The sequence below is a fragment of the Blautia acetigignens genome (assembly GCF_025566865.1).
GTDB lineage: Bacteria > Bacillota > Clostridia > Lachnospirales > Lachnospiraceae > Blautia_A > Blautia_A acetigignens.
The window spans coordinates 47104-68013 of record NZ_JAOQJM010000013.1 but is presented as its reverse complement, the minus strand read 5'-3'; the positions used below and the strand labels follow the sequence as shown (position 1 = coordinate 68013).

Genomic DNA, 20910 nt, shown 5'->3' with positions numbered 1-20910 from the left:
GCAATGGGTACTATCATTGGTGAAGGTATTACTTTTGATGACGTCCTTTTAGTTCCGGCATATTCCAAAGTAATCCCGAATCAGGTTGACGTTTCAACTTACCTTACAAAGAAGATTAAACTGAACATTCCCATGATGAGCGCAGGAATGGACACCGTTACTGAGTACAATATGGCAATCGCCATGGCAAGACAGGGCGGTATCGGTATCATTCACAAGAACATGTCTATCGAAGCTCAGGCAGAAGAGGTGGACAAGGTTAAGCGTTCTGAGAATGGAGTTATCACAGATCCGTTTTTCTTATCTCCAGAGCATACACTGAAGGATGCCAATGACTTAATGGCAAAATTCCGTATTTCCGGAGTCCCGATCACAGAAGGCAAGAAGTTAGTAGGTATTATTACCAACCGTGATCTGAAGTTTGAGACAGATTTCAGCAAGAAGATCAAAGAGTCCATGACATCTGAGGGGCTGATCACAGCCAAGGAAGGCATCACCTTGGAAGAGGCGAAACAGATCCTTGCGAAATCCCGCAAAGAGAAATTACCCATTGTAGATGATGATTTTAACCTGAAGGGTCTTATCACCATCAAGGACATCGAGAAACAGATCAAATATCCTCTCGCTGCCAAAGATGAGCAGGGACGTCTGCTCTGCGGTGCTGCTGTTGGCATTACAGCTAATGTGCTGGCTCGTGTAGATGCTCTTGTGAAGGCTAATGTTGATGTTATTGTTGTAGATTCCGCTCACGGACATTCAGAGAATATTCTTCGTGCTGTACGTGAAATCAAAGCAGCATATCCGGAACTGCAGGTTATTGCAGGCAACGTTGCTACCGGAGCTGCTACCAAGGCGCTGATCGATGCTGGTGTAGATGCAGTGAAGGTTGGTATCGGACCTGGATCCATCTGTACGACCCGTGTTGTTGCCGGAATCGGTGTTCCGCAGATTACAGCCGTTATGGACTGCTATGAGGTTGCCAAGCGCTACGGCATTCCGATTATTGCAGACGGCGGTATCAAGTACTCCGGAGATGTTACCAAGGCAATTGCAGCCGGAGCCAATGTGTGCATGATGGGAAGCATGTTCGCCGGATGCGATGAGAGCCCGGGAACATTCGAACTGTACCAGGGAAGAAAATACAAGGTATATCGTGGCATGGGATCCATTGCAGCCATGGAGAACGGCAGCAAGGACCGCTATTTCCAGGAGAATGCCAAGAAGCTTGTACCGGAAGGCGTAGAAGGACGTGTAGCTTACAAGGGACACCTTGAGGATACTGTATTCCAGCTGATCGGAGGACTTCGTTCCGGTATGGGTTATTGTGGTGCTGAGAACATTGAAGCTCTGAAGCAGAACGGTAAATTCGTGAAGATTTCCGCTGCTTCCTTAAAAGAGTCTCATCCGCATGACATCCACATTACAAAAGAAGCACCAAACTACAGTGTAGATGACAAATAAATGAAAAGAAAATCTGCTGGGCCGTCTTTTTCAAGGCGGCCCTCTTTTAACAAAAAGAGAAAATTAGACAAAGCGGGAAGAACCCGTCAGAGAAACCAAAGAGTGGCGCTTCTGGCCCTCCTTTTTCTGCTGGCGTTGACTGGAATTATTATTTTGGTGGTGTATCATGACCAGAGAAATAAACAGGCAGCGAGGACGGTTTCAGAAGCAGAAAATACGGACAGCAGCGGACTGCAGCAGTGGATGGAACAGGGGGCACCGTACATAGATGTGCAGCTTCTGACGCCAAATGAGTATTCCAGACCTCAGCTGCCTCTGAATGAGGTGGATTACATTGCCATTCATTATACGGCCAATCCAGGTGCCACAGCCCAGAATAACAGGGATTATTTTGAAAATCTTGCCACTACTCATGAGGCCAAGGTGAGCAGTCATTTTGTGGTTGGGTTAGAGGGGGAAGTGATCCAGTGCATCCCTACTTCGGAGATGTCCTATGCCACCAATTCCAGAAATGTGGACTCCATTTCCATTGAGTGCTGCCACAATGATGAGACTGGGGTGTTCGAGCAGACAACCTATGATTCTACAGTGAAGCTGACTGCCTGGCTGTGCGCCAGATTCGGACTGACCTCTGAGCAGGTGATCCGCCATTATGATGTAACCGGCAAAGAGTGCCCAAAATATTATGTGGATCATCCGGATGCCTGGGAGCAGATGAAAGCGGACATTGCAGCGCAGATCACAGTGGATCAGGGGCTTATGGGAATTTCCTGAAATTCTCTTATGCATAGCGTTACAAAAAAATTGCCGCATAAATAAAATTTTTTCCATCTTGAAATACCTTTGGAAATATTGTAGTATAAAAAAGAACTGCATGACTGGCGGATCGTGGGAATACCCACAGGGAGTGCAGTGCTGAATTTGTGCCGACCGCCTGGGCAGCCTGGAAGAAGGGCTTCCCAGGCGTTTTTTTATACCACAGGATAATACGTTCTAATCTTGAAAGGAGAACATCTGCATGGAAATGATAGCACTTGACAAAGAACTGAAAGAGAATTCTTATCCGGGAAGAGGAATCGTAATCGGTCGCTCCGCTGACGGAACCAAGGCAGTTACCGCGTATTTTATCATGGGAAGAAGCGAGAACAGCCGCAACCGTGTGTTTGTAGAGGACGGAGAGGGAATCCGTACACAGGCCTTTGATCCTTCCAAGCTGGTAGATCCAAGCCTGATCATTTATGCACCTGTACGCGTACTTGGAAATAAAACAATCGTGACCAACGGAGATCAGACAGATACCATTTACGAGGGAATGGATCATCAGCTTACTTTTGAGCAGTCCCTGCGTTCTAGAGAGTTTGAGCCGGACGGCCCGAACTATACGCCTCGTATTTCCGGAATCATGCATGTGGAGAACGGAAGCTACAGCTACGCAATGTCCATTCTGAAAAGCAACAATGGAGATCCTTCCTCCTGCAACCGCTACACCTTCGCATACCAGAATGCCAAGGCTGGCGAGGGACATTTCATCCACACCTACAAATGCGATGGAAATCCTCTTCCAAGTTTTGAGGGAGAGCCAAAGCTGGTTGCCATCCCGGATGATATGGATGCATTTGCAGGTATGCTGTGGGAGAGCCTGAATGAAGACAATAAGGTTTCCCTTTTTGTGAGATATATTGATATTGCAACTGGAAAATATGAGACAAAGATCATCAACAAAAATCACTGAGAAGAAGATTTATAAAAGTAAAAAGACAGTTTTCCATTTGAAATGGATGAATTTGAGGATAAAACGGAGGAAATTGGCATGAAAGAATTAGAATTAAAATATGGCTGCAATCCCAACCAGAAACCTTCCAGAATTTACATGGAGGATGGAAGCGAGCTTCCCATCAAAGTTCTTTCCGGAAGACCTGGATACATCAACTTCCTGGATGCATTTAACGGCTGGCAGCTGGTGCGCGATCTGAAAAAAGCAACCGGACTTCCGGCAGCAACTTCCTTCAAGCATGTTTCTCCAGCAGGAGCAGCAATCGGACTTCCGCTGACAGAGACCCTGGCGAAGATCTACTGGGTAAACGACATGAACTGGAAAGAGTTTTCCCCTCTTGCCTGCGCCTATGCCCGTGCCAGAGGTGCTGACAGAATGTCCTCCTTCGGTGATTTCATTTCCCTCTCTGATGTGTGCGACAAAGATACAGCACTTCTGATCAAGAGAGAAGTATCCGATGGCGTGATCGCTCCCGGATATACAGAGGAAGCTCTTGAAATTCTGAAGCAGAAGAAAAAGGGTAACTACAACGTGATCGAGATTGACCCGGAATATGTACCTGCTCCGCTGGAACATAAACAGGTTTTCGGTGTAACCTTTGAGCAGGGAAGACAGGAGCTTGCCATTGATGATGCATTGATTTCCAATCTTGTAACAGAAAACAAAGTATTATCTGAGGAAGCCAAGCGTGATATGAAGGTTTCTCTGATCGTTCTGAAATATACCCAGTCCAATTCTGTATGCTATGTAAAAGACGGACAGGCAATCGGAGTTGGAGCAGGACAGCAGTCCAGAGTACACTGCACACGTCTTGCAGGACAGAAGGCAGACAACTGGTTCCTTCGTCAGAGCCCTAAGGTTCTGAATCTTCCATTTAAAGATACCATCTCAAGAGCAGAACGTGACAATGCAATCGACGTTTACATCGGGGATGAATATATGGATGTTCTGGCAGATGGAAATTGGGAAAAGACCTTTACCGAAAAGCCATCTGTATTTACAAAAGAGGAGAAACGGGCATGGCTGGATCAGATGACAGAGGTTACGCTTGGATCTGATGCATTCTTCCCATTCAGCGATAATATTGAGAGAGCTCACAAGAGCGGTGTGAAATACATTGCACAGCCAGGCGGATCTGTAAGAGATGCAGATGTCATTGAGACCTGCAACAAATACAATATGGCCATGGCATTTACCGGAATCAGACTGTTCCACCACTAAAAGCAAATAAAAATAAGCCCTGCACCAGGAAAACGGACGGAATGCATTTTTGAATGCGGATGTTCTTTCCTGAAAGTGCAGGGCTTTTATTATAGAAAGAATTTTTATAGAACGAGCAATAAAAAAGCTCCGATGCAATCGGAGCCTTAGAGCGATAGACGGGGCTCGAACCCGCGGTCTCGACCTTGGCAAGGTCGCGCGTTACCAACTACGCCACTATCGCATCTCTTATGTTTCGCTATCTGTATCAGCGACAATATGTATATTACACGATAAAGAGTAATTTGTCAAATGTTTTTTTTAAAAAATAAAAAATTTAAATAGGGGTTAGGGTTTGAAAACCAGAGGGGGCTGTGATATGATAAACAAAGAGCAGGGGGAAGCTGATGTTTATCGGAAAGAGTAAGAAACGATGAACTTTTCATAAAACAGACAAGTAAGGAGATACAGATTCATGAAGAAACAGATATTGATGATGGCATTATGTGTTTCGACGCTAATGCCTGTTACCGTGTTTGGTGAAGAAGCTGCCGTGCAGAATGTCAGTACAGTGAATAAGGAAGAAACTGCTTCCGGGGATGAGAACCCTAAGATCGAGGAATCCGAAGTAACTGCAGTGAATGATACGGTTACTGTGGCCATAGATGCCGATATTCTGGACTACCCGGGGAAAAAAGAGGGAAACATTATCGGCGAAGTCCTGGAAGGGGATGAGATCAGCCGTACAGGCACTATCTCGGATGCCTGGAGCCGTATCCTTTTTGAAGATGAAACAGGCAAAATACAGACAGGCTACATTCCTACCTCTTATCTGGAAGGCTATGGAGAGAATTCAGGTACAGAGGAGAGTGCAGAGGCTGGCGTGATACATAAAAGTTCCGGAAAAGGCATTTTTGCCGATGCAGTAGAAGGGGTTACCCAGACTGGCGGTGATGAGGGCGTTATGGAAGGGGAAGCAGTGATGGCTTCTGCAGACAGTTCCCTTCGTTCTCTTGGCAATTTCATCATTACCCATTACTGCCCGTGCAGTATCTGCTGCGGACCCTGGAGAGACGGAATCACTTCCACAGGTGCAACGGCAGTGACCAACCGTACCATTGCAGTGGATCCTACTGTGATCCCATATGGCTCCAAGGTTGTGATCAACGGCCAGGTTTATGTTGCAGAGGACTGCGGCGGCGCCATCAAGAACAATCATATTGATATTTATGTAGGAAGCCATGCGGAAGCTGAGACCAAAGGCGTATATGAAACAGAAGTCTATCTGCTGGAAGAGGGACAGCCTGATGAGACAGAAGTCCAGCCAGATGAGGCAGAAGAGAGCACAGAGTCTGTTGAAGAGGAAACTCCCCAGGAGTAAGCAAAAAGAGTAAAAAGCTGTGAATCTTTTGTGAATTTTTGTGTATTTTAAGAACGAAAATGTACTAGCCAAGTACAGGGATATAGTGTATAATGTTTAAGCAGACCTTGTCATGCGTTAAAATGCTAGTCATAATTCGGGAAAAATCACATGACAGGTACTACAGGAGAACATAGAGATAAGGTGAAAACAAATTATGGTAAAAGTAAAAATTAGCGACTGGAAAGCTGATACATCCATGGATGAGGCCTACAAGGCACTTCGTACGAATATTCAGTTCTGCGGTGCCGATAAGAAGGTCATTGCATTTACAAGCTGTACACCTAATGAGGGAAAAAGTAATGTTACTTTCCACCTTGCAGCTTCCCTTGCAGAGAGCGGTAAGTCCGTGCTTCTGATCGATGCGGATCTTCGTAAATCCGTACTGATGGGACGTGTACATGTAGAAGAGGAAGTCATGGGTCTGACCCACTATCTTTCCAAGCAGGCCAAGCTTTCCGATGTAATCTGCGCAACAAATCTTCCGAAGTTTCATATTATTTTTTCCGGAGTTGTTCCGCCGAACCCGGCAGAACTTCTTGGAAGCCGTCTTTTTAAGGATATGATCCGTCTTGTGAGAGACGTATATGATTATATCATTGTAGATACCCCGCCTCTTGGCCGTGTAATTGACTGTGCAGTTGTAGCAGACTCCTGTGATGGAACGGTTATCGTAATCGAGTCCGGCAGCATCAGCTACCATTTTGTACAGGATATCAAGGGTCAGCTTGAGAAGACCAACTGCCCGATCATCGGTGCGATCCTGAACAAGGTAGACACCAAGGAATACGGTAAATACGGCAAGTATGGCAAATATGGCAAGTACGGAGAATATGGCAAGTATTAACCTTCTCTGTCCGGCTGAATGTCATATAAACAGAACAGTATAGAAATGGACCAGAATAAATGAAAGGTATTTATGATATTCACTGTCACATTGTTCCAGGAGTGGATGACGGTGCGGAGAATCTGAAGATGTCCGTCCGTATGCTTCAGAAGGAATATGATGATGGAGTACGGGGGATTATTGCTACCCCTCATTTTCGGTATGATATGTTTGAGCCTTCTATGGAACTGGTGAAGAAGCAGTTCCTGAGACTTCGGAAGGCGGCCAGGGAAATTGGCGATGAGGGAATTGAGATGTACTTAGGCTGCGAGCTTCATTCCAGCATGGATATGGCAGACTGCCTGAAGCGCGGTGAGCGGCTTACCATGGCTGGCTCACGGTATGTGCTTGCAGAATTTCGCACATCAGATGAGAAGTCTTATATCCGTGAAAGGATACAGGCACTGATCCGCAATGGCTATTATCCCATTGTTGCCCATGTGGAACGCTACCGTTCCGTAGTGAAAAGCGGAATTGACTTCATTGATGAACTTAGAGATATGGGCGCCTATATCCAGATGAACGCGGACAGCATCATCGGTGATGACGGTTTCATGGTCAAACGTTTCTGCAAGAAAGTAATGAAAGAAGAAATGCTTGATTTTGTGGGATCTGACGGTCATGATATGGGAAAGCGTACACCGCATCTGGGCAAAGCCTACGAGAAAGTTGCGAAAATGATGGGTGAGGATTATGCTGATATAATCTTTATCAGCAATCCGGAATGCATTTTGAACAACGAAAGATTTTAATACATATTTTTATGTAAAAGACAAGCCAAAGAAAATAACAGGGTAACGGAGAAAAAGAATGGAAAATCAGGTTACAAATAACAACGACGAAATTGAAATCGATTTAGGTGAAGTCTTTCACCTGGTAATCAGCAAGCTGGGCGTGATTATTCTTTCCGGTATTCTTCTGGGAGTCCTTTCCATTATTGGAACCATGCTTTTTATCACTCCCAAGTATGAATCTACCACGAAGATCATGGTGTTGAATAAACAGGACAATAATACGCTTACCAGTGCTGATATGCAGACAAGTACCCAGTTGACCAAGGACTACGCGGAGCTGATCCAGAGCCGTACCGTTCTTGAAGGGGTAATTGCACAGCTGAATCTTGATATGACCTATAAGGAAATGCTTAACAAGGTTTCTGTTGAGACATCCAGCGACAGCCGTATTGTGTCTATCAGTGTGACAGATGAAGATCCATATACAGCCAGCGAGATTGCAAATGCTGTCCGTGACATGGCAGCAGAGCATATTCAGTCAGTTATGGATATTGAGGCTGTTAATGTAGTAGATACTGCGAATATCCCAAATGAGAAAGCAAGCCCAAGCCTTGCAAAGAATGGTGTGATCGGCGGACTTCTTGGCGTGATCATTGCGATGGCAGCAGTCATCATCATTTACCTTACCAATGATACCATCAAGGTGGAGGAAGACGTAGAGCGTTATCTTGGACTTAGTGTTCTTGGAAGCATTCCGTTTTCTGAGAAGGAAAGCAGATCCAAGAAAAAGAAATCAAGAAAGCGTCGCTGATAAAATTTGTATAAGGAGCAGCAGATATGCGTAAATGGTTAGTAGTTTTGATGACGGCAGCAGCTGTGGGTGCAACCGGACTTCTTGGATGGATGTATGTGTCACAGGACCGCAAAGGCCCGGAAATCACCATTGATGAGAGCAAAAAAGGCAGTTATACCGAAGGAATGACCGCAGAAGAGCTTCTGGATGGAGTAAAAGCAACCGATGATAAAGATGGTGATGTGTCTGACACTCTGACTGTAGAGAATGTGTATCCCAATGAGCAGGGAGATGAAGTTACTGTTATTTATGTTGCCAAGGACAAGAGCAACAATGTAACAAAGGTAACTTACCATATGACTCCTGATGCACCGCTGTCAGGATTTACAGCAGGAACAGAAGAAGGCTTCACGGAAGGAAATGCAGATCGTACTTCAGCTGCCTCAAATACGGCAGGAACCTTTGGTACAGGTTCAGCTACAGGCAGTACTTCAGATGAGACGGATGATGCAGAAGAAACAAGCGACACTGCAGATGCAGCCGTTACCCCTGAAGCTGAGATGACAGAAGAAGAGAAAGCCCAGGAGCGTGAAGAGGCTAAGATCGACAAGCTGAGTCCTCAGGATCCTCGCTTTTATCTGACCACCTATTATGTAGAGATCAACAGAGGAACCCAGATCGACAGACTGAGCTACGTAAAGGACATTGAGGATGATGTGGATCAGACCAATGAGCTTTACCGCAAGATCCAGATCACTGGTACGGTTGATGTATATACACCAGGCACTTATGAGCTGACTTACTACGTTGTCGACTCCAATGGAAATGCATCCAATGGGGCAGTGCTTACAATTGTAGTGAAATAAAATACACACACCCACATTTTTTATGCGGGGAGGGGCAAAGAGAAATGTATAAAAAAGAAAATAACAGCTGGTTAAAGCATATTGATTTTGTTATACTGGATATCCTATGCCTGCAGCTTGCATTTATTCTGGCGTATGAAATTCGTGTTGCAAAGGGAATTCCTTATCTGAATCCATTGTATGAGAACATGGCATTTGTTCTTGTGATTTTTCAGCTTCTGGTTTCATTTTTTGGGGAGAGCTTCAGCGGCGTGCTGCGAAGAGGCTTTCTAATAGAAATGAAATGTATGATCGAACACGAAATCTGCGTCATGCTTCTGGCTGTGCTTTATCTGTTTATGAGCCAGCAGGGAGTGATGTATTCCAGAGGGGCATTTACGATTATGTGTACGCTGTACTTTTTTATAGCGTATGCAGCCCGTATCGGATGGAAGAAAGTGATTCGTTCCAGGAAATTTGCAGAAGGTGAGAAACGTTCCATTTTAATTATTACGACAGATGCGGAAGCGGCGAATGTAGTGAAGGCATTGCGCGGCGATTCCTACGGAACTTATCATCTGGCAGGAGTTGCGCTTCTTGACAAGAACAAGACTGGCAGTATGATCCAGAGAGTTCCTGTGGTTGCAGGTGCTGATGATGTGACTGCTTATATTCACAAAAACTGGGTAGACGAAGTCTTTTTCGCACTGCCGGAGCATGTGGATATTCCGAAGAAGATCATGAAGGACTGCAACCGCATGGGCGTTGTCACCCATGTACAGCTTGCCGCTTTGAATGAACTGGGCAAGAATCAGGTTGTAGAAGAGATTGCAGGATATATGGTACTGTCCAGCAGTATTAACATTGTATCTTCCTGGCAGCTGCTGGTGAAGAGGCTTATGGATATTGCAGGCGGTCTGGTAGGATGTATTTTTACCGGAATCATTTACATATTCATAGCACCGATCATGAAGGTGAAATCCCCGGGACCTGTATTCTTCTCACAGGTTCGTATGGGAAAGAATGGCAAGCCATTTAAAATCTACAAATTCCGTTCCATGTATATGGATGCAGAGGAGCGGAAGAAAGAACTGATGGAGAAGAACAACATCAAAGACGGTCTTATGTTTAAGATGGACGATGACCCGCGAATTATCAAGGGAATCGGTCATTTTATCCGCAAGACTTCTCTGGACGAGTTCCCGCAGTTCTGGAACATCTTAAAAGGCGATATGAGTCTTGTAGGAACAAGACCGCCGACAATGGATGAGTGGGATAAATATGAGCTTCATCACAGAAGAAGACTGGCAATCAAGCCGGGACTTACCGGTATGTGGCAGGTAAGCGGACGAAGCGAGATTACAGATTTTGAAGAGGTTGTAGAACTGGATACCAAGTACATTGAGCAGTGGTCAATCGGACTGGATATCAAGATTCTGTTTAAGACCGTAACGGTTGTTTTTACAGGGAGCGGAGCAAAATGAGATCCTCTATTTGGAAGAAAGGTCTTATTTGTCTGAGTGCAGTAATGCTTCTGGAATGCCCGGTTGGAGCACTTCCAGGAACTGCATATACAGCGAAGGCCGAAGAAACAGATGACAAGACAGACACCAGCAATATAAAGAGTATTTTGCTGATCGGACAGGACAAACGGGAAGGACAGTCCCGCCAGCGTTCTGATTCCATGATTCTTGCAACACTGGATAAAGATCAGAAGACCATAAGCCTTACTTCTTTTATGAGAGATCTTTATGTGGCAATTCCTGGATATTCCAGCACAAGGATCAATGCAGCTTATGCATACGGCGGCATGGATCTTCTGGATGAGACACTGACTCAGAATTTTGGAGTAGAGATTGACGGAAATGTGGAAGTGGACTTCGAAGTATTCCAGGTTCTGGTAGATAAGGTTGGCGGAATTGATCTGGAGCTTACCCAGGCAGAAGCAGATTACATCTGCGGACGTGACCAGAGTGTCCTTTATCCGCAGCCTCTTCGTACAGACTGGGACCTTCAGGAAGGCATGAACCATCTGGACGGAGAGCAGGCACTGATCCATGCGCGCAACCGTTCCATTGGCAATTCCGATTACCGAAGGACTGAGAGACAGCAGGAAGTGCTGATGGCAGCCTTTGAGAAAGTGAAGGACTTAAGTGCTTTTTCCATTGCAGGTCTTGTGAAGGATGTACTTCCTCTTGTTACTACAGATCTGTCTTTCACAGAGATCATCGGATATGTTATGGATGTGATGAGTATTGGAACTGGTGATATCGCCACCTACCGGATTCCGGAAGATGGTGCATACACCCCGCAGACTATAAGCGGCATGCAGGTTCTGGTACCGGATCTTGAACAAAATCGGAAATACCTTCAGCAGGTTTTGTATCACGCTGAAGCATAACTATGAAATCTTTTGGGCGGTTCGTTGGAACCGCCTTTTATCATAAGGGCACAAAAGGGATGAATTCTTTTGGGTGCGAGATCATAAAGGAGGCAGATGCAGATGGGAATTCTGGAATGGATTCAAAATATAGATGCGCAGATCCTGCTGTTTATCCAGCAATATATCCGGCAGGATATGATGAACTGGTTCTGGAAGGGCATTACATTTCTGGGGGATGGAGGCTGGTTCTGGATTGTGCTTGGTGTGGTCCTTCTGATCCCGAAGAAAACAAGAAAGTCCGGTTTTACCGCCCTTCTTGCACTGATCATCGGATCGGTAATCACCAATCTGGTGCTGAAAACTGCGGTGGCAAGGATTCGCCCCTATGATGCAGTGGAGGGGCTGGTTCCCTTGGTGAAGAAACTGAGAGATTACTCCTTTCCCTCCGGCCACACCTGTGCTTCTTTTTCCTGCGCAGTTGTATATTATAAAATGTATCCGGATATAAAAGGAAAGGGAGCTATGGTACTGGCCGTGCTCATTGCGTTGTCAAGACTTTATGTGGGCGTACATTATCCCACCGATGTTCTGGGCGGCGCCATAGTTGGATGGCTGTCAGCCATTCTGGCACTTAAAATATCTGTATTTACGGAAAAGAAAAAGGCGGCAGTTTAACAGAGATTTTACCTGCGTCAGACGATTGTCCGATATCTGACATGGTATCATTTCGCTGCTGCCTGTGAAGCAGGCAGCCATGACGCTATGAAGGAGAAGCAGATAAAATATGAGGGAACCTAAAAAGGCAGAAGAAAAACCAGCTGCAGTGGAGGAAGCGCAGCTGATTGAAAATATTAGAAAATCCATGGAAAAGGACCAGTATTATCTTCTTTGCCAGTATGCTATCAGCATTGTGGAGGCGAAGGCGAAGATCATAGATGAGCAGCTTTCCATGAAATATGGCAGAGAAATTATGAGAAGCGTAAGCGGCCGGGTAAAATCTCCGGAGAGCATTTATGCCAAGCTCATGCGGAAAGAACTGCCTGCAGATCTGGAAACTGCAGGGAAGAAGCTGAATGATCTTGTAGGCGTGAGGATTGTCTGTCTGTTTCTGGATGATGTGTACGAGATTGCGGAGATTCTGAAGAAACAAAGGGATGTAACCCTGGTAAAAGAGAAAGACTATATTGCGAAGCCGAAGAAAAATGGCTATATGAGTCTGCATCTTATTGTTGACATTCCCATCTATTTCGGGGATAATTTTCAGAGTAAACGAGTGGAAATCCAGATCCGTACTCTTGCCATGGACTTTTGGTCTGTGCTGGAATACCAGCTGATGTACAAGAAGAATCTGTCCGGAGCGGAGAAAATCGGAAAAGAACTGAAGAATTATTCTGAAGAGGTTGCGAATCTGGATCAGAAAATGATGAAACTGAGAAACAAAATAGATAAAATATAAGGAGCATGTATGGAGGAAAAGAAAAACGCACAGAAAGTCTGTCCGTATGCCAAAAAGTGCGGCGGATGCCAGTATCAGGGAATTCCTTACCCCGCACAGCTGAAGAAAAAACACAACCAGGTGCAGAGCCTTCTGAAAAGGTTTGGAACTGTGAAACCGGTAATTGGGATGAAGGATCCCTATTTTTACCGGAATAAGGTTCATGCTGTATTTGACCGGGACAGGAAGGGAAATATTATTTCCGGAATTTATGAGCAGAATTCACATAGAGTGGTTCCCATTGACCAGTGTCTGATCGAGGATGAAAAAAGCCAGGAGATTATCCGCACCATCCGTGGAATGCTGAAGTCTTTCAAGATTAAGACCTATGATGAGGATACCGGATACGGACTGCTGCGTCATGTGCTGGTTCGAAGAGGCTTTACCAGCAATGAAGTGATGGTAGTGCTGGTTGTGGCGTCCCCGATCTTTCCTTCTAAGAACAACTTTGTGAAAGCGCTTCGCAAGGTACACCCGGAAATCAGTACAGTTGTGCTGAACATCAATGACAAGAACACAAGCATGGTTCTCGGAGAACGAGAGATCATTCTCTATGGAAAAGGCTTTATACGGGATACCATCTGCGGCAAATCCTTCCGTATTTCTGCCAAATCCTTTTACCAGGTGAATCCGGTGCAGACAGAGATCCTTTACAAAAAGGCGGTAGAGTTTGCAGGACTTACAGGGAAAGAGAAGGTGATCGATGCTTATTGCGGAATCGGAACCATCGGTATGATCGCATCAGATAAAGCCAAAGAGGTGATCGGGGTAGAGCTGAATAAGGACGCTGTACGGGATGCAAGAATTAATGCCAGAGAGAATAAGGTAGTAAATATTTCCTTCCGCCAGGGGGATGCCGGAGAATTTATGGAAGCGATGGCAGCGGCAGATGAGAAGGCGGATGTGGTATTTATGGATCCGCCCCGTTCGGGAAGCAGTGAAAAATTCCTGAATTCCGTAACCCGCCTGGCACCCAAAAAAATCGTCTATATTTCCTGCAATCCGGAAACACTGGCAAGAGATCTTCTTTTCCTTACAAAGAAAAATTACGTAGTAAAAGAGATCCAGCCTGTGGAAATGTTCTGTTTTACAGACCATACAGAAGTGGTGACCTGGCTTGAGAAAGCTGCCCGTTAGAGCGGGAAAAAGGCTTTTTGCAGGACAGGATGTTCGGCATAGTTTGCAGAAAAGAGGTACTTTAAGATGGCAGAGATAACTGGAACAATGGAATGGATCCTGGAGAATATTGCAGGCCTTGCCATTGTGATCTTTGAATTTATCGGCGTGGCAATTATTATCTGGAGCGGTATTACCGGATTTCTCAAGTGGCTGAAGCACGACAGCAATACCGGCGTGTACCTTGCAAGAGGGCTTGCCATGGGATTGGAATTTAAGATGGGAAGCGAGATCCTGCGTACGGTTGTGGTACGGGAATGGAAGGAAATCGGCATTGTGGCGGGAATCATAGCCCTGCGTGCGGCGCTGACCTTCCTTCTTCACTGGGAAATCAAGGAAGAGGAAAAAAGCAGCGGACACAAGTGATTCTAATCAGGTGAAAAACAATGGAAAAAATTTATTTGTTCTACATGGTCATGGGATTTTGTCTGGGCAGTATTTTGTTTGCCTACGAGATTCCCAGAATGGTAAAGCATGTTGATATCCGCCAGATTTCTGAGGACGGAAACCCTGGAACCTTCAATGCGTTTGCGGCAGCGGGAGTGGGATGGGGAATCCTGGTGCTTCTTGCAGAACTGCTGAAAGGTTTTTTTCCCGTATATTTGTGCAGCAAAAGAGCGGGGCAGGATTCCCTGCTATTTGCGGGAGTGCTGGCTGCGCCTGTGTTTGGCCATGCCTTTTCCATTTTCCATAAGGGAAAAGGCGGTAAGGGAATTGCAGTCAGCTTCGGCGTGCTGCTTGGACTTCTTCCATGGTGGACGCCTGTGCTGACCCTGGCTGGCTTTTATATTTTCTTTTCCCTTGCAGTTCCGGTGAAATCCCATCTGAAAAGAAGCATTATTACCTTTGGCTGTTTCGGCGTGGCTTCCCTGTTTCCACAGTGGGAATTTTCTGTAAGAATGGGAATTCTGCTTTTGTGTATGGTGGTGGTGTATAAGCATGTGGAGGCTGCCAGAGAATTAGAGTTTGCAGACAAAAAGAAATGGAGAATCCAATGAAAGCGTTGATTTTATCCTGCAACACCGGAGGCGGACACAACTCGGCAGGCCGTGCTATTGCAGAGGCTATGACCTGGCGGGGAGATGAAGCCTATGTGCTGGATTATCTTACTCTTGCAGGAGAGGGTGTATCCAGAATTGTAGGGGACGGATACGTCCAGATCGTCAAGAAAACGCCCAGACTTTTTGGAATTGCATATAAGCTTGGAATGGGCGTAAGCCGCATTACCCGGAAATCCCCAGTTTATTATATGAACGGCCGCATGGCCAAATATCTGAACCAGTACATCCAGGAAAATCCAGTGGATGTGATTGTAATGCCCCATCTTTACCCTGCGGAAACCATTACGTATATGAAGCGAAAAGGCATGAAGCTTCCTCTCACTGTGGTAGTGATGACCGATTATACCTGCATTCCCTTCTGGGAAGAGACAGATGCGGATTACTATATCACTCCTCACGAAAACCTGATAAAGCCCTGTGTGAAAAGAGGGCTGAAAGAAGAAAAGCTGATCCCTCTTGGAATCCCTGTGTCCAGAATCTGCAGGCGTGAAATTTCCAAGGAAGCAGCAAGAGAGATACTGGGTCTTAAAAAAGATGAGAAATACATTCTGGCAGCCGGAGGCAGCATGGGCGCCGGAGATTTGAAGAAGCTGGTGGCGTGCATTCTGAAATCAACGAAGGAGGAAAAGCTGATCATTGTCTGCGGAAACAACGCCAAAGTAGAATCTCAGTTGAAAAAAGCCTTTTCCTCCTGTGACAGGGCAAAAATACTTGGCTATACCACACAGATGAATCTGTATATGAAAGCCTGTGATGTCCTTTTTACCAAGCCGGGAGGGCTGACTTCCACAGAAGGGGCAGTTGCGGGGATCCCCATGGTTCACACAGAACCCATTCCGGGATGTGAGACTGCCAACCGCAAATTTTTCGGAAGGCTTGGAATGAGCGTTTCTGCGAAAACGATAAAAGGACAGGTGCAGGCTGGCCTGAAATTGCTTTCTGACAAAGAAGCAGCGGATGAAATGATTCGAAGGCAGCAGAAAAATATCAACAAAATGGCAGCAGAAGATATCTGTGATTTTATAAAAGGAAAATTAACGGATGAAAAGGCACTGCTATAAAGTCCATATAGCAGATACTTGATTCGAGCGTTAAAAAGAACAGGAACCAGAGAATTATGGAAATGAAAGTAATCGCCCACATAAAAAGTGACTTTCCCACCAAGTTTGGGATTCCTCACCAGAGCGGCAGGATAAAGGAACTGAAGGCGGAGATTGTATTCGAGCCGGAATATCAGGTGGCGGAGGCCTTCCGGGGAATTGAGGAGTACACCCACCTGTGGCTGATCTGGGAATTTTCCCAGGCAGTGCGAAAGGACTGGTCGCCTACCGTGAGGCCGCCAAGACTTGGGGGAAATACCCGAAAAGGCGTTTTTGCCACAAGATCCCCTTTTCGGCCCAATCCCATCGGCCTTTCCAGTGTGAAGCTGGAAGGCGTGGAATTCACCAGCCAGGGGCCAGTCCTTCATGTGTCCGGTGCGGATCTGATGGATGGGACGCCGATTTATGACATTAAGCCTTATCTTGCCTATGTGGACAGCCACCCGGAGGCTTCCGGGGGCTTTACAGACCAGATACAGGATCATAAGCTGAAGGTGGATTTTCCTGCGGGGCTTCTGGAGCAGGTTCCAAAAGAGAAAAGGGCGGCACTTCTGGCCGTTCTTGCAAATGATCCAAGACCAGGCTATCAGAAGGATCCTGACCGGGAGTACGGAATGTCCTTTGGAAATCAGGACATTCATTTTAAGGTGGATGGAGAGCTTTTGCGGGTAATTCGTATTGATAATGAAAAAAAACTTGCAAAAAGTCGGATTTTCTCATAAAATGGAGAAAAAGTTTTTCGAGGAGCACAAGGATTATGAAAAAAGTAGTAAAGTTTGGCGGAAGCTCCCTTGCTAATGCGGAGCAGTTTGAGAAAGTGGGAGACATTATCAGAAGTGAGGAGAGCAGACGTTTCGTTGTTCCATCCGCACCTGGCAAGAGATTCGACGGTGATACCAAGGTAACAGACCTTCTGTACAGCTGTTATGATGCAGCTGCAAAGGATGGGGATTTCGAGAAAATTTTAGAGGAGATCAAATCCCGTTACAATGAGATTATTAAAGGTCTTTCCCTTACCTTTTCCCTGGATGAGGATTTCCAGGTGATCAAAGAGAACTTCAAGGCACAGATCGGCAGAGATTATGCAGCATCCAGAGGAGAATATCTGAATGGTAAAGTAATGGCAGCATATCTTGGCTATGAATTTGTAGATGCAGCAGATGTGATCCGCTTTGACAAAAATGGCAATCTGGATTCCGAGAAAACAGACAAGCTTTTGGGCAAGAGACTTTCCAAATGTGAGAATGCAGTAGTACCTGGCTTTTATGGTGCGAAAGAAGACGGAACTGTTACTACCTTCTCAAGAGGCGGTTCTGACGTAACTGGTTCCTTGGTTGCCAAGGCAATAAAAGCTGATATGTATGAGAACTGGACAGATGTATCCGGTTTCCTTGTAACAGACCCAAGAATCGTGAAGGATCCTGCAGTGATCGAGACCATCACCTACCGTGAGCTTCGTGAGCTTTCCTACATGGGAGCCACTGTCCTTCACGAGGATGCAATTTTCCCGGTAAGAAAAGAGGGAATCCCGATCAACATCCGCAATACCAACCGTCCGGACGACAAAGGTACCTTCATTGTAGAGAGCACCTGCCGTAAGCCGAAATACACCATTACCGGTATTGCAGGCAAGAAGGGCTTCTGCTCCATCAACATTGAGAAATCCATGATGAACAGCGAAATCGGTTTTGGCAGAAAGGTACTTCAGGTATTCGAAGATCAGGGAATCAGCTTCGAGCACGTTCCATCCGGAATTGATACTATGACAGTATACGTTCACCAGGATGAATTCGAGGAAAAAGAGCAGCAGGTAATCGCAGGAATCCATCGTCTGGTTCAGCCGGATTTCGTGGAGATGGAATCTGACCTGGCACTGATTGCAGTGGTTGGCCGTGGAATGAAATCCACAAGAGGTACTGCAGGAAGAATCTTCTCTGCACTGGCACATGCCAATGTAAACGTGAAGATGATCGACCAGGGATCCAGTGAGCTGAACATTATCATCGGTGTGGAGAACCGTGATTTTGAGAATGCAGTGAAGGCAATTTATGATATTTTTGTGCTGACACAGATGTAAGGCAGGTACAAAGTTTAAGAAAATAAAACAGGAGTTGTAAGCCTCCTTTCCCATCAGATGTGTGGAAATATTGGCTTATGGCTCCTTTTTTCGGCAGCAACAGGCGCCGGGATCAAAGACAGGAGCATGGGATGGAGAAACCAGTAACACGAATATCAGTGAGAAATCTTGTGGAATTTATATTGCGAAGCGGGGATCTTGACAGCCGCAGGGGAACCATGGACAAAGAGGCCATGCTAAAAGGCAGCAGACTCCACCGCAAGCTTCAGAAGCAGATGGACGGGGATTACCGGGCTGAGGTGGCACTGAAACGCGAGAGCAGCTATGAGGACCTTTCCATCCAGGTGGAAGGCCGGGCCGATGGCATTTTCACAGAGGAGGAAACCACCTGGATCGATGAGATCAAGGGAATCTACGGAAATGTGGAAAAGCTGGAGCAGCCAGTCGCTGTTCACAAGGCACAGGCCATGTGTTACGGTTATATTGTGGCCATGGAGGAGAATCTGTCTTCCATTGGAATTCAGATGACCTACGCCAATCTGGACACCGAAGAGATAAAACGGTTCCGCGAGGTTTTTTCCATAGAAGATTTGAGTGACTGGTACCAAAAACTTCTGGATGAATATCACAAGTGGCTGAGCTACAGCCTGAAATGGAAGAAGGAACGAAACGAATCCCTGCAGAATCTGGAATTTCCGTTCCCGTACAGGGAAGGCCAGCGGAAAATGGTGGGAAGCGTCTACCATTCCATCAGCGCTGGCAGGCAGATCTTCATCCAGGCTCCTACAGGCGTTGGAAAAACTATGTCCACTATTTTCCCGGCTGTCCGCGCTGTGGGCGAGGGAAAAGGGGAGACCATTTTTTACCTTACTGCCAAGACCATCACCAGGACAGTGGCAGAGGAGGCTTTTGCGGTTCTTCAGGAAAAAGGCATGAAATACAAGGTGGTGACCATCACGGCCAAGGATAAGCTCTGTTTTATGGAGGAGACGAAATGTGATCCTGCCCATTGTCCCTATGCCAAAGGCCATTTCGACCGGGTCAATGATGCGGTTTATGAGCTGTGGACCTCCTCTCATGTCTATGACAGGCAGACCATCCTTGGCCAGGCCGAGAAGCGGCAGGTGTGTCCCTTTGAGATGTGTCTGGATCTTGCGCTGTGGGTGGATGCAGTGATCTGCGACTATAATTATGTGTTTGATCCTACGGTGCATCTGAAACGGTTTTTCGGGGAAGGCGTGGGCGGAGACTATATTTTTCTCATTGATGAGGCCCACAATCTGGTAGAGCGTGGCCGTGAAATGTACAGCGCTGCCATCTGCAAGGAGGATGCAGTGCTGGCTCGCCAGAAAATGAAGGACAAGGCACCGAAGCTGTATCGGTCTCTTGGAAAGCTGAACCATCAGCTGAAGGAACTGCAGGAAGAATGCGAAACTTACAGAATCCTTCCGGGAACAGGCACCATTACTATGATGGCTTTGAAAATCCAGGGAGAATTCGATATGTTTCTGGAAGAACATAAAGATGCAGAACTGGAAGACGAGGTACGGCAGTTTTATTTTGATGTGCGGAATTTTCTGAACATTGCAGAGCTGGTGGATGAGAACTACGTGGTTTATGCGGAAAATGGAGCGGACGGGCGTTTCCGGCTGAAGCTGTTCTGTGTGAATCCGGCAGCCAATCTGGGAGAGTACCTGAAAAAAGGCCGCAGCGCTGTGTTCTTTTCCGCAACTCTTCTGCCGATGAGCTATTATCGGAAGCTTTTAAGCTGCAGGGCGGATGACTACGGGATTTACGTGGAATCTCCTTTTTCCCAGGAAAAACGCTGTATCCTGAATGCCTGTGATGTGAGCACCTTATACACCCGCCGCAGCTACGAGGAATACCGCAGAATCGCGGAATATATTGCAAAAACAGTGTGGCAGAAAAAGGGAAACTATATGGTATTTTTCCCATCCTACAAGATGCTGGAAGAGGTTTACCGGATTTTTGACGAAGAATTTTCAGTAAACTGGGTGCGCTGCATCTGCCAGAACAGCTCCATGAAGGAAAGCGAAAGGGAAGAATTTCTGGAAGAGTTCGAGCACAATCAGGATTCCCTTGTGGCCTTTTGCATTATGGGAGGGATTTTTTCAGAGGGGATCGACCTGATGGGAGAGAAGCTGATCGGAGCCATTATGGTGGGAACCGGGCTGCCCCAGCTGGGAAATGAAAGGGAAATCCTGCGTTCTTTTTACAGCGAAAAGGGAGAGAACGGATTCGATTATGCGTATCGCTATCCGGGGATGAACAAGGTACTGCAGGCAGCCGGCCGGGTGATCCGCACAAGAGAGGATAAGGGCGTGATCCTGCTTCTGGACGAGCGTTTCCGGCAAAGAGAGTACAGCAGCCTTTTCCCCGTAGAGTGGAATGACCGGAAAACCTGCACATTGTCCAATGTGGAGGAGCAGCTGAAACGGTTCTGGGAAATGGCAAAATAAAGAAACAGTTGCACTGTGGTGGAAA

Annotated in this window: 20 protein-coding genes, 1 tRNA gene and 1 riboswitch; of the genes, 20 read left to right on the top strand and 1 reads right to left on the bottom strand. The window is 46.2% G+C overall.

Annotated features, from left to right (window positions below; all coding sequences use genetic code 11):
• Positions 1-3 precede the first annotated feature (3 nt).
• The 4 genes from guaB (at position 4) to OCV70_RS14205 (ending at position 4456) form a co-directional block, all read left to right on the top strand.
• Complete coding sequence (guaB, locus tag OCV70_RS14220) at positions 4-1461, top strand: IMP dehydrogenase (protein WP_021924947.1); 1458 nt, start codon at positions 4-6, stop codon at positions 1459-1461.
• A complete protein-coding gene (locus OCV70_RS14215; protein ID WP_021924946.1) occupies positions 1462-2235 on the top strand; it encodes a peptidoglycan recognition protein family protein in 774 nt (257 codons plus the stop codon).
• A 90-nt stretch (positions 2236-2325) separates the two neighbouring features.
• Positions 2326-2408, top strand: a riboswitch (ZMP/ZTP riboswitch).
• A gap of 71 nt (positions 2409-2479) precedes the next feature.
• A complete protein-coding gene (locus OCV70_RS14210; protein ID WP_117854094.1) occupies positions 2480-3193 on the top strand; it encodes an IMP cyclohydrolase in 714 nt (237 codons plus the stop codon).
• A gap of 42 nt (positions 3194-3235) precedes the next feature.
• Positions 3236-4456 carry a phosphoribosylaminoimidazolecarboxamide formyltransferase gene (locus tag OCV70_RS14205; RefSeq protein WP_021924944.1) on the top strand — a complete coding sequence of 407 codons (1221 nt, stop codon included), beginning with the start codon at positions 3236-3238 and terminating at the stop codon, positions 4454-4456.
• A 150-nt stretch (positions 4457-4606) separates the two neighbouring features.
• Here OCV70_RS14205 and OCV70_RS14200 read toward each other — a convergent pair.
• A tRNA-Gly gene (locus OCV70_RS14200) sits at positions 4607-4679 on the bottom strand.
• A gap of 231 nt (positions 4680-4910) precedes the next feature.
• On the opposite strand from OCV70_RS14200, the gene OCV70_RS14195 reads away from it, so the two are divergent.
• From OCV70_RS14195 to OCV70_RS14120, 16 genes are all read left to right on the top strand, one after another.
• Complete coding sequence (locus OCV70_RS14195; RefSeq protein ID WP_117854092.1) at positions 4911-5816, top strand: 3D domain-containing protein; 906 nt, start codon at positions 4911-4913, stop codon at positions 5814-5816.
• A 196-nt stretch (positions 5817-6012) separates the two neighbouring features.
• Complete coding sequence (locus OCV70_RS14190) at positions 6013-6702, top strand: polysaccharide biosynthesis tyrosine autokinase (RefSeq protein WP_021924942.1); 690 nt, start codon at positions 6013-6015, stop codon at positions 6700-6702.
• Between the two features lie 59 nt (positions 6703-6761).
• Entirely contained in the window at positions 6762-7493 is a 732-nt protein-coding gene (locus OCV70_RS14185) for a CpsB/CapC family capsule biosynthesis tyrosine phosphatase (protein ID WP_117854089.1), read from the top strand.
• 58 nt (positions 7494-7551) lie between these two features.
• Positions 7552-8286, top strand: coding sequence for a YveK family protein (locus tag OCV70_RS14180; RefSeq protein ID WP_117854087.1), 735 nt, complete (start codon positions 7552-7554; stop codon positions 8284-8286).
• Positions 8287-8312: 26 nt separating this feature from the next.
• Positions 8313-9134: an immunoglobulin-like domain-containing protein gene (locus tag OCV70_RS14175; RefSeq protein ID WP_117854084.1), complete on the top strand. Its 822-nt coding sequence runs from the start codon at positions 8313-8315 to the stop codon at positions 9132-9134.
• 44 nt (positions 9135-9178) lie between these two features.
• The gene (locus tag OCV70_RS14170; RefSeq protein WP_117854082.1) at positions 9179-10597 is read left to right on the top strand and encodes a sugar transferase; all 1419 of its coding nucleotides are present in this window, start codon (positions 9179-9181) and stop codon (positions 10595-10597) included.
• Entirely contained in the window at positions 10594-11514 is a 921-nt protein-coding gene (locus OCV70_RS14165) for an LCP family protein (RefSeq protein WP_117854079.1), read from the top strand. The genes OCV70_RS14170 and OCV70_RS14165 overlap by 4 nt, the downstream gene beginning before the upstream one ends.
• 102 nt (positions 11515-11616) lie before the next feature.
• Positions 11617-12171 carry a phosphatase PAP2 family protein gene (locus tag OCV70_RS14160; RefSeq protein ID WP_021924936.1) on the top strand — a complete coding sequence of 185 codons (555 nt, stop codon included), beginning with the start codon at positions 11617-11619 and terminating at the stop codon, positions 12169-12171.
• Positions 12172-12280: 109 nt separating this feature from the next.
• Positions 12281-12952, top strand: a complete 672-nt coding sequence (locus tag OCV70_RS14155) for a GTP pyrophosphokinase (protein WP_021924935.1) — start codon at positions 12281-12283, stop codon at positions 12950-12952.
• Between the two features lie 9 nt (positions 12953-12961).
• Positions 12962-14128, top strand: coding sequence for a 23S rRNA (uracil(1939)-C(5))-methyltransferase RlmD (gene rlmD, locus OCV70_RS14150; protein ID WP_117854075.1), 1167 nt, complete (start codon positions 12962-12964; stop codon positions 14126-14128).
• A gap of 66 nt (positions 14129-14194) precedes the next feature.
• Entirely contained in the window at positions 14195-14533 is a 339-nt protein-coding gene (locus OCV70_RS14145) for a DUF1622 domain-containing protein (RefSeq protein WP_021924933.1), read from the top strand.
• 20 nt (positions 14534-14553) lie between these two features.
• The gene (locus OCV70_RS14140; RefSeq protein WP_021924932.1) at positions 14554-15165 is read left to right on the top strand and encodes a glycerol-3-phosphate acyltransferase; all 612 of its coding nucleotides are present in this window, start codon (positions 14554-14556) and stop codon (positions 15163-15165) included.
• Positions 15162-16289: an MGDG synthase family glycosyltransferase gene (locus OCV70_RS14135; RefSeq protein ID WP_262579789.1), complete on the top strand. Its 1128-nt coding sequence runs from the start codon at positions 15162-15164 to the stop codon at positions 16287-16289. Before OCV70_RS14140 ends, OCV70_RS14135 begins: the two co-directional genes overlap by 4 nt.
• 56 nt (positions 16290-16345) lie before the next feature.
• A complete protein-coding gene (gene tsaA / locus OCV70_RS14130; protein WP_021924930.1) occupies positions 16346-17050 on the top strand; it encodes a tRNA (N6-threonylcarbamoyladenosine(37)-N6)-methyltransferase TrmO in 705 nt (234 codons plus the stop codon).
• A gap of 35 nt (positions 17051-17085) precedes the next feature.
• Positions 17086-18405: an aspartate kinase gene (locus OCV70_RS14125; RefSeq protein ID WP_021924929.1), complete on the top strand. Its 1320-nt coding sequence runs from the start codon at positions 17086-17088 to the stop codon at positions 18403-18405.
• A 131-nt stretch (positions 18406-18536) separates the two neighbouring features.
• Positions 18537-20885 (top strand): ATP-dependent DNA helicase, encoded by a 2349-nt coding sequence (locus OCV70_RS14120; protein ID WP_262579788.1) that lies wholly within the window; start codon positions 18537-18539, stop codon positions 20883-20885.
• The last annotated feature ends 25 nt before the right edge of the window (positions 20886-20910 follow it).